Below are 9,369 nucleotides of genomic sequence, written 5' to 3'. Positions count from 1 at the left end.
CGAACAAAACCCACCGGCCATGATGCTGTTCAGAAGTTTTATGACAACGCTTTTAGAGAAAACAGAAAAAATCTTACCTACTCTTACACCAGAAAATTTAAAAGATGATTTTCCTTTAATGAAAGCCTTACCATTGTAGGTGGCTTTAAAATTTTTGCAGGCCTGTTAATTAGTGCAAGTATGAATAAAAAATTATAGATCATTTATAAAAGCTTTGCTCCCCTTCGGGGATGGGGCAAAGCAAAAATTTGAAAGATACCGTTATGATCATTGCAAGTAATGTTTCAAAAAAATTTGGCAAACTGCAGGCATTAGATAATGTTTCGGTAACCTGTAACAAAGGGGAGTGCATTGCATTGATTGGCCCCAACGGCAGCGGCAAAACCACTTTAATAAAAAGTATTTTAGGTATGGTGGTTTGCAACAGTGGGTTTATAACTTTTAACGGCAAAAATATTTTACACGACTGGCAATACCGTGCCCATATTGGTTATATGCCGCAAATTGGCCGCTACCCCGATAATATGACGATTGGGCAAATGCTGGATATGATGAAAGATATACGTAAACATAAAAATATGGTGTTGGATGAGGAGTTGATACAGCAATTTAAATTAAATGAATTACTGGATAAAAGAATGCGGACATTATCCGGCGGTACCCGGCAAAAAGTAAGTGCAGCACTTGCATTTTTATTTAACCCGGAGGTGTTGATACTGGATGAACCTACGGCGGGGCTGGATCCGTTAGCTGCCGAAATTTTAAAAGAAAAGATCATCACCGAAAAAAAGGAAGGTAAACTGGTATTAATTACATCACATATTTTAAGTGAGCTGGATGAATTGGTAACACAGGTTATTTATATGCAGGAAGGCAAATTGATCTTTCATAAAAGTATTGAAGATTTACGGGCCGATACCGGGCAGGAAAAATTATCTAAGGCAATTGCCAACGTAATGATTAAAATTAAGGGTTGAAAAAAATTATAAAATATGTGATCATCGATATACTGCGTAATAAAATTATGCTGGCTTATACTTTTTTTCTCTTATTAATTTCTTTAACTGTTTTTAATGTAGAAGATAATACGGCTAAAGGCTTATTAAGTTTACTTAATATTATTTTAATAATTATTCCACTGGTAAGCATTTTATTTTCGGCTATTTATGTGTACAACAGTGCCGAATTTTTAGAGTTGATGGTAAGCCAGCCCCTAAAACGAAAAACCATATGGTTAAGTGTATTTACCGGCTTGGCCAGTTCTTTAGCGTTAGCATTTTTTGTTGGTGCTGGTATTCCTATTCTATTATACGAAGCAACTGCTACCGGTTTTATGATGTTGGGCACTGGTTTGTTGCTCTCAGTAATTTTTGTAGCCATTGCCATGCTGGCTGCGGTAATTACCAGGGATAAAGCAAAGGGCATTGGTGTTACTATTTTATTGTGGCTGTATTTTTCTTTATTGTTTGATGGATTAGTATTGTTTTTATTATTTCAATTTGCCGATTACCCTTTAGAAAAAGCCATGGTGGGGGTAAGTGCATTAAACCCGATTGATCTGAGCCGTATTTTAATTTTATTAAAAATGGACATATCAGCACTGATGGGATATACAGGTGCAATTTTTAAAAACTTTTTCGGTACACAAACAGGTGTACTGTTATCTTTTTTAATTTTAATAATCTGGATAGTATTACCCACATGGCTTTCGTTAAGAAAATTTAACCGAAAAGATCTGTAATTATGAAATGAGCCATAACAGGAGATATTATCAACCGGAATATTTGTTGGCGAACCTGCCTGGCGGCAGCCAGGTTCCATGTGAGTAAAATCAATAAAATAAACACATGAAAAGACACGAAACACTGGCACCGCTTTCCAGGGATCATCACGAAGCTTTAATACTGGCACAACTATTAAAAAAAGGTGCACCGGCATATAAAAATCTGCCCACCGGGCCCAATGAAAAAGCAGCTTATGCAGTTAATTTTTATATCAATCATTTGGAAAAACATTTTTTGCAGGAAGAAACTATGTTGCAGAAAGTGAAAACTTATAACAGCGATATAGAAAAATTAACGGAAGAAATAATAAACGAACACCAGTATTTAAAAACCATTTTTTTATCGCTTGATAAAACGGAAAACCCTGCTGTAACACTTGATATACTGGGCACAGCATTGGAAAACCATATCCGCAAAGAAGAAAGAATTTTATTTCCCTTAATACAACAACACTGCCCTGCCGGAATTTTAAATACACTGGTGTTGTAAAAACCAAAAACAGCCCTATGAAAAAAGATATAGAAACTGTAGAGGATATTCAACTGCTGGTAAATACTTTTTACAATAAAGTAAAAACAGATGAAGCTATAGGATTTTTTTTTACTGAAATCATTCAAACAAACTGGGAAAAACATTTGCCGGTGATGTATCATTTTTGGGAAAATGCTTTGTTTTATACAGGCGCTTACGAAGGCAACCCGATGGAAATACATAAAAGCCTGCACAAAATTGCACCTTTATCCCCCCAGCATTTTAAACAATGGTTACAACTTTTCAATACTACGGTAGATGAATTGTTTAAAGGAAAAACGGCAGCTCTTGCAAAACAGAGGGCGCTGAGTATTGCCACAGTTATGCAGATAAAAATTATTTCAGCATATTCTGCAGCGGATAATATTTTTTAATAAAAAAAGCAGCAATGAAAATTGCTGCGCTTAATATTTTATTTGCTCATTGTTAACGGAACATTATTTTATTTTGCAGCAGGTGGCAGCAGCACTGCATCAATTACATAAACAATTCCATTAGATGCCGGCACGGTGGCAATAACATTGGCCACACCATTTATCATCAGCTTTCCATCTTTTTTAGTAATGGTAATATTGCCCCCATTTACCTGCCCAATACTTTGCCCGTCCTGCAGCATATCTTCTTTAAATACACCAACCGAAACATGGTATTGCAAAATATCAACCAGGTCATCTTTTTTCTCTGGCTTTAATAAACCCTCCACAGTGCCCGCTGGCAATTTTTCAAAAGCCGCATTGGTAGGTGCAAAAACGGTAAACGGTCCGGCATTGCTCAGTGCATTTACCAGGTCGGCCGCTTTTACTGCAGCCACTAATGTAGTATGGTCTTTACTGCCAATAGCAACCTGCACTACATTTTTTGCCGACTGATCATCCTGCACTGCCGATTGTCCTGCACCAGCAGTAGTGTTTTCAGTTGAAGTTGCAGTTGTTGCAGTTTCAGAAGTTTCTGCTGTATTACACGCCAGGAAAAAACTAAGTGAACTAATGGCAGCAATAGTTTTTAATGTTCTTTTCATATGCTCTTTTTTGGTTTATAAAATAATACCTAAATATACTGTGCACTTCTTTTTTTAAATATGATTGCAATCACAATTAAAAATGATAAGGATAATATTAATAAAAAACAGTCATTTTAAATTGCAGAAGGGTATTAAACGAAACATGATTTCAATCACATTCCCGTTTGATTAATATCATCGGTGTACACTTTCACTCCTGCTATTTTTGACTTCAACAAAAAACAACAATCCTTGAGTGTATTATTTATTCTTATTGGCGTAAGCATACTGGTGGCAATATGTTTTTTAGCAGCCTTTTTGTGGAGTGTAAAATCCGGGCAATACGACGACGATTACACACCTTCGGTACGTATACTTTTTGATGATACAAAACCGATCTCTTCACCAACAAACAACGACTCAATAAAACTCAAAAAATAAAATATGCAGGTAGAAAAATTTTATTACGATAATAAGATCGTTAAAAACTTTGCTTACGCCACCGTGTTATGGGGCGCTGTAGGAATGCTGGTAGGTCTTTGGGTAGCCTTGCAATTGGTTTTTCCTGCAATGAATATTACGCAGTATGGATCCTTTGGCCGGTTGCGGCCTTTGCATACCAACGCCGTAATTTTTGCATTTGTAGGCAATGGTATTTTTATGGGTGTGTATTATTCTTTGCAGCGCTTGTGTAAAGCAAGAATGTTTAGTGATAAACTGAGTAACATACATTTTTGGGGATGGCAATTAATAATTGTTGCGGCTGCCATTTCATTACCCATCGGTTTAACCCAGGGCGCCGAGTATGCAGAATTGATCTGGCCAATTGATTTGGCCATTACGGTTATATGGGTAGTGTTTGGCTGGAACATGTTTGCCACCATTATTAAAAGAAGAGAAAAACATTTGTATGTAGCCATCTGGTTTTACATTGCCACATTTGTTACGGTGGCAGTGTTGCATTTAGTACGCAGCGGCGAGCTGCCTTATACCTGGCTTAAAAGTTACAGCTGGTATTCGGGTGTGCAGGATGCACTGGTGCAATGGTGGTACGGGCATAATGCAGTGGCTTTCTTTTTAACTACGCCCTATTTGGGATTGATGTATTACTTTTTACCAAAAGCGGCTAACCGGCCTGTTTATTCTTACCGGCTTTCTATTATTCACTTCTGGTCGTTAATATTTTTATACATCTGGGCAGGGCCGCATCATTTATTATATACGGCATTACCTAACTGGGCACAATCGTTGGGTATTGTATTTTCTTTAATGCTCATCTTCCCCAGCTGGGGCGGTATGATCAATGGTTTACTCACATTGCGTGGCGCATGGGACAGGGTACGGGATGATGTGATCTTAAAATTTATGGTGGTAGCAGTTACTGCCTATGGTATGGCTACTTTTGAAGGGCCAATGCTTTCTTTAAAAAGCGTAAGTGCTATTGCACATTACACCGATTGGATAGTAGCACATGTACACGTGGGTGCATTAGGCTGGAATGGCATGCTCACTTTTGGTGTTTTGTACTGGATCATTCCACGAATTTTTAAAACCACTTTGTATTCCAAAAAATTAGCCAGCAATCATTTTTGGTTAGCCACACTCGGCATTTTATTTTATGCAATACCAATGTACTGGGCAGGCTTTCAGCAAAATGCTATGTGGACACAATTTACCGAAGCAGGAAAATTAAAATATGCTTTTTTAGAAACGGTTACATTCATGCGGCCTTTTTACGCCATGCGTTCTATAGGGGGCTTACTGTATTTAAGTGGTGTTTTATTTATGGTATATAATTTATACAAAACAGTTAAGTCGGGTAAATTAGTTGCTAACGAAGAGGCAGAAGCGGCACCATTGCAAAAAGAATACGCAAAACATAAAGGCGAGCACTGGCACCGTTGGGTAGAAAGAAAACCTGTGCAGTTAATGCTTTTAAGTTTAGTGGTAATATTAATTGGTGGCATCATAGAATTAGTGCCCACATTTTTAATAAAAGAAAACATCCCAACCATCAGCAGTGTAAAGCCTTATACACCATTAGAGCTGGAAGGAAGAGATATTTATGTTAGAGAAGGATGTTATACCTGCCACTCACAAATGATAAGGCCCTTCCGAAGCGAAACAGAACGCTATGGTGAATATTCAAAAGCAGGAGAGTTTATTTACGATCATCCTTTTCAATGGGGAAGTAAACGTACCGGCCCCGATTTGGCAAGAGAAGGCGTGGGTAATTTAAAAAAATCTGACGGCTGGCACTTACGCCATTTTCGGGAACCTTCTTCTATGAGCGAAGGTTCTGTAATGCCGCCTTATGCATTTATGATTGATAATGTTTTGGATACTTCCACAACTGTTGCAAAAATAAAAGCTATGCAAACATTGGGTGTGCCTTATCCAAAAGGTTACGAATACCAGGCCATCAGCGATTTAAAAGCACAGGCAAATGGTATCCGTATCAATTTAAAAATTGAAGGCATACAGGTGCCTGCCAACAGGGAAATAATTGCATTGATCGCTTACATACAAAGATTGGGCACCGATATCAGTAAAAATAAAACCGCCACTACAAACAGATAAACCATGTATAAATTCATAAAACAATATGCCGAAACAATGAACAATGCCAATATCTATCCTATGATATCATTGTTTATCTTCTTAATTTTTTTTATAGTGCTTTTAGTATTGGTAAAAAAAATGGCCAAAGAAACAGTTACACAATTATCTAATCTTCCTTTTGATGAAGAAGAAATAAATAACTCCACCAAATAAATTAAATCAGTATGAAGTATATTAATTTAATACAAAAAAAATTTACACTGGCTGCCATTTTTTTGCTGATGTTAACAACAACTGTAGCGCAGGATAAAGCGGCTGCAGATGTAACAACACCAACTTCAGGTTATAACCAACTGGCTATTCTGTTAATAATAATGACGATAGTATTGGCATTTGTAATTTATGGCTTAGGCCAGGTATTAATTATATTAAGCAGGCAAATGCTGGATAAAAATAAAACAGAAAATAAAACTGCGGCTGCATTACTTGCAGTTACATTATTATTCATTTCACCCGCAAGTTTTGCCAATGATGGTGTTACCACAGATGCAGTAAAAATTTTACCCAATTATGGAGGATTGTCTGCAACAAATTTTTACATGTTTGCAGTGGTTATTGCTGTAGAAGTGATTGCCATTTTATTTTTAGTATTTTCTATAAGAAGGGTTTATGCCGAATTGCTGCCGCAAAAAGAAATGGTACCGGCAAAAATCTCCATATTAAAAAATTGGTGGGCAACTATTGATAAAAAAATATTTACTAAAGCTGTGCCGGTAGCGCAGGAGGCCGATGTAATGCTGGATCATAATTATGATGGTATACAAGAGCTGGATAATGCTTTGCCACCCTGGTGGAAGTATGGTTTTATTATTACCATTGTTATTGCGTTTGTGTACCTTTTAAATTTTCATGTGTTGGGCAGTGGTAAAAATCCTGCAGAAGAATATGCTGCCGAAATGCAAAAAGCAAAAATGGAAATTGAAGTTTTTGAATCGAAAAATAAAGATAAGATAGATGAAAATAAAGTGCCCATGGCAGATGCAGCAGGTATTGCAACCGGGCAACAATTGTTCGAAGCCAATTGTGTAGCATGTCATACCAAGAGTGGCGCAGGCAGCCAGGAACCATTAAGCGTTGGGCCAAATTTAGCCGATGAATATTGGTTGCATAAGGGTTCATTAAATGATATTTATACTACTATAAAAAACGGTTACCCTGATAAAGGGATGCAGGCATGGAGCACAAAATTTAATCCTAAAGAAATAAGCCAGCTGGCCAGTTATGTAAAATCGATACGTGGTATAAAAGTGCCCAATGCCAAATTACCACAGGGAGAAATGTATGTAGAAACGCTTGTTCCAGATACAGCTGTGATAGTAAAACCTGGTACAGCTTTAATAAAAAATGCAGTAAATGTAATTGTAAAAGATTCTGCAAAGCAATAATTTAAACTGCAGTAGTAAATGCAGCAAAGATAATTATGGAAGAAACTGTTGTACAGGATAAAAAAGGGAGTTTCAGGGATTCCGTTGCCACCATCACTAAAGAAGGCGGACGGAATTTTATTACACCAAAAAAACCAACTGGCAGATTATATAATTTAAGAACCTGGTTCAGTATTTTTTATCTCATCATTTTTTTTGCGCTTCCATTTATAAAAGTAAATGATGCACCGCTGTTAATGCTGAATATACTGGAAAGGAAGTTTATCATTTTTGGTTTAATTTTTTGGCCGCAGGACTTTTTTATTTTCGGCATTGCCATGCTTACGTTTGTAGTTTTTGTTATTTTATTTACAGTGGTTTTTGGCCGCATATTTTGCGGCTGGGCCTGCCCGCAAACCATTTTTATGTAAATGGTTTTTCGTAAAATTGAATACTGGACAGATGGAGATGCACAGCAACAAAAATTATTAAGGGCCATGCCGTGGAATGCAGAAAAAACTAAAAAACGGGTAATAAAATTTATCATCTTTTTTAGTATCTCTTTTATTATTGCCAATTTCTTTCTGGCCTACCTTATCAGTATGGATGAGTTGCTCGGCTATTTACAAAACCCTGCAGCACATATCGGCACACTCATTTCTTTATTAATTTTTACTACTGTTTTTTTCTTTGTGTACTGGTGGTTCAGGGAGCAGGCTTGTATTGTGGTTTGCCCGTACGGCAGGTTGCAGGGCGTATTGCTCGATAAAAATTCTATTGTGGTAGCGTACGATTACCAACGTGGAGAACCAAGAGGCAAATTTAAAAAAGCAGATGACCACGATTGTAAATGTACCGACTGCAAAGAGGAAGGCGCCTGTAAAAGTATAGCAGCTAAATTTGAAGTAATTGTTCCCAAAGGTGATTGCATTGATTGCTTTGCCTGTGTACGTGTTTGCCCAACAGGTATTGATATCAGGAACGGGACACAACTGGAATGCGTAAACTGTACCGCCTGCATCGACAGCTGCGATGCAATAATGACAAGCATTCAAAAACCAACAGGTCTGATACGCTATGCATCGGAAAATAGTATTCTTAAAAAAGTAAAATTAAAATTTACAACCAGGATAAAAGCTTATACAGCAGTGCTTGCTTTGTTAATATCGCTATTAGTTTTTCTTTTAGTAAGCCGTACAGATCTAGATGCAAGGTTAATGCGTACTGCAGGCATGACGTACACTACATTGCCCGACGGCCGCATCAGTAACCTGTACAATTTAAAACTCACTAATAAAACGCATAAAAATATTCCGTTTACTTTAAAGCCGGAAAATTTTAAAGGCCAGATTGAATATGTGGGTAGCAGCAGTTTAACAGTTAAAAAAGAAGATTATGAGCAGCTGCAGTTTTTTGTAATACTTAATCGTAATGAAGTTAAAGGCTGGAAAACAGCATTACAAATTGGGATGTATCAAAATGGAAAAAAAATAAAAACTATTACGGCTAAGTTTATTGGGCCTGAAATTTATAACTAATAAATAATAGACAAACATGCTGGTTGTCAGCCTGAGGCACTAATAAAAAAAATTTATCTTCTTTGCAAATGACAGTAAGAAATAATTTTCTCAGCTTCGCTGCGAAAAATCTTGCCACAAAGGCTCGAAGGCAGGAAGTAGAGAAAAAGCAAAGCTTTTTTCCTTTGTGCCTTCGAGCCTTTGTGGCTAAAATCAATTTTTGTAAAAAATTGTTTATCAACCTTTTAAAATACCTGTCATTAGCAGCTTATCGAAGGCGGGGTTATCAAAAAATTAAAATCTTTTATTATGAACTGGGGATATAAAATACTTTTTGTTTACGTCATTTTTATAGCCGGCATTTTGTTTATGGTGTTTAAATCATCCGGAAAAAAAATGGATTTGGTTACTACCGATTATTATGCCAAAGAATTAAAGTACCAGGAAAAGATTGATGAAGGCAATCGGGTGAGTGCTTTGTCAGAAGATGTACGCTGTCAAATAAAGGATAAAGAGGTATCAATTTATTTTCCTAAAGATTTTTCAGGAAA

General features: G+C 36.8%; 12 protein-coding genes. 11 read left to right on the top strand and 1 reads right to left on the bottom strand.

Features of this window, described 5'->3' with window-relative positions:
* Positions 1-248: 248 nt before the first annotated feature.
* The 4 genes from ACY65O_RS20960 to ACY65O_RS20945 all read left to right on the top strand — a co-directional run bounded on the left by ACY65O_RS20960 (position 249) and on the right by ACY65O_RS20945 (position 2,689).
* Positions 249-977, top strand: coding sequence for an ABC transporter ATP-binding protein (locus ACY65O_RS20960; RefSeq protein ID WP_462222813.1), 729 nt, complete (start codon positions 249-251; stop codon positions 975-977).
* Positions 974-1,741, top strand: a complete 768-nt coding sequence (locus tag ACY65O_RS20955) for an ABC transporter permease subunit (protein ID WP_462222812.1) — start codon at positions 974-976, stop codon at positions 1,739-1,741. The genes ACY65O_RS20960 and ACY65O_RS20955 overlap by 4 nt, the downstream gene beginning before the upstream one ends.
* Positions 1,742-1,847: 106 nt before the next feature.
* Complete coding sequence (locus ACY65O_RS20950; RefSeq protein ID WP_462222811.1) at positions 1,848-2,273, top strand: hemerythrin domain-containing protein; 426 nt, start codon at positions 1,848-1,850, stop codon at positions 2,271-2,273.
* A 17-nt stretch (positions 2,274-2,290) separates the two neighbouring features.
* Positions 2,291-2,689, top strand: coding sequence for a group III truncated hemoglobin (locus tag ACY65O_RS20945; RefSeq protein WP_462222810.1), 399 nt, complete (start codon positions 2,291-2,293; stop codon positions 2,687-2,689).
* 68 nt (positions 2,690-2,757) lie between these two features.
* Here ACY65O_RS20945 and ACY65O_RS20940 read toward each other — a convergent pair whose 3' ends face one another.
* Positions 2,758-3,333: a fasciclin domain-containing protein gene (locus ACY65O_RS20940; RefSeq protein ID WP_462222809.1), complete on the bottom strand. Its 576-nt coding sequence runs from the start codon at positions 3,331-3,333 to the stop codon at positions 2,758-2,760.
* A gap of 234 nt (positions 3,334-3,567) precedes the next feature.
* Here ACY65O_RS20940 and ccoS point away from each other — a divergent pair, with 234 nt between their 5' ends.
* The 7 genes from ccoS to ACY65O_RS20905 all read left to right on the top strand — a co-directional run.
* Positions 3,568-3,756, top strand: coding sequence for a cbb3-type cytochrome oxidase assembly protein CcoS (gene ccoS, locus ACY65O_RS20935; protein WP_462222808.1), 189 nt, complete (start codon positions 3,568-3,570; stop codon positions 3,754-3,756).
* A 3-nt stretch (positions 3,757-3,759) separates the two neighbouring features.
* Entirely contained in the window at positions 3,760-5,895 is a 2,136-nt protein-coding gene (gene ccoN / locus ACY65O_RS20930) for a cytochrome-c oxidase, cbb3-type subunit I (protein ID WP_462222807.1), read from the top strand.
* A gap of 3 nt (positions 5,896-5,898) precedes the next feature.
* Positions 5,899-6,090 (top strand): CcoQ/FixQ family Cbb3-type cytochrome c oxidase assembly chaperone, encoded by a 192-nt coding sequence (locus tag ACY65O_RS20925; protein WP_462222806.1) that lies wholly within the window; start codon positions 5,899-5,901, stop codon positions 6,088-6,090.
* A gap of 11 nt (positions 6,091-6,101) precedes the next feature.
* Positions 6,102-7,322: a cbb3-type cytochrome c oxidase N-terminal domain-containing protein gene (locus tag ACY65O_RS20920; protein ID WP_462222805.1), complete on the top strand. Its 1,221-nt coding sequence runs from the start codon at positions 6,102-6,104 to the stop codon at positions 7,320-7,322.
* 35 nt (positions 7,323-7,357) lie between these two features.
* Positions 7,358-7,732, top strand: coding sequence for a 4Fe-4S binding protein (locus ACY65O_RS20915; RefSeq protein WP_462222804.1), 375 nt, complete (start codon positions 7,358-7,360; stop codon positions 7,730-7,732).
* On the top strand, positions 7,733-8,839 hold the full coding sequence (locus ACY65O_RS20910) for a 4Fe-4S dicluster domain-containing protein (protein ID WP_462222803.1): 1,107 nt from the start codon (positions 7,733-7,735) through the stop codon (positions 8,837-8,839). It abuts the gene before it with no gap.
* Between the two features lie 288 nt (positions 8,840-9,127).
* A partial coding sequence (locus ACY65O_RS20905) for a FixH family protein (RefSeq protein ID WP_462222802.1) occupies positions 9,128-9,369 on the top strand: 242 nt, incomplete at its 3' end.

The sequence above is a fragment of the Ferruginibacter sp. genome (assembly GCF_031430955.1).
Lineage (GTDB): Bacteria > Bacteroidota > Bacteroidia > Chitinophagales > Chitinophagaceae > Ferruginibacter.
Note: the sequence above shows the minus strand (reverse complement) of the source record. Positions and strands in the feature narration are given on the sequence as shown.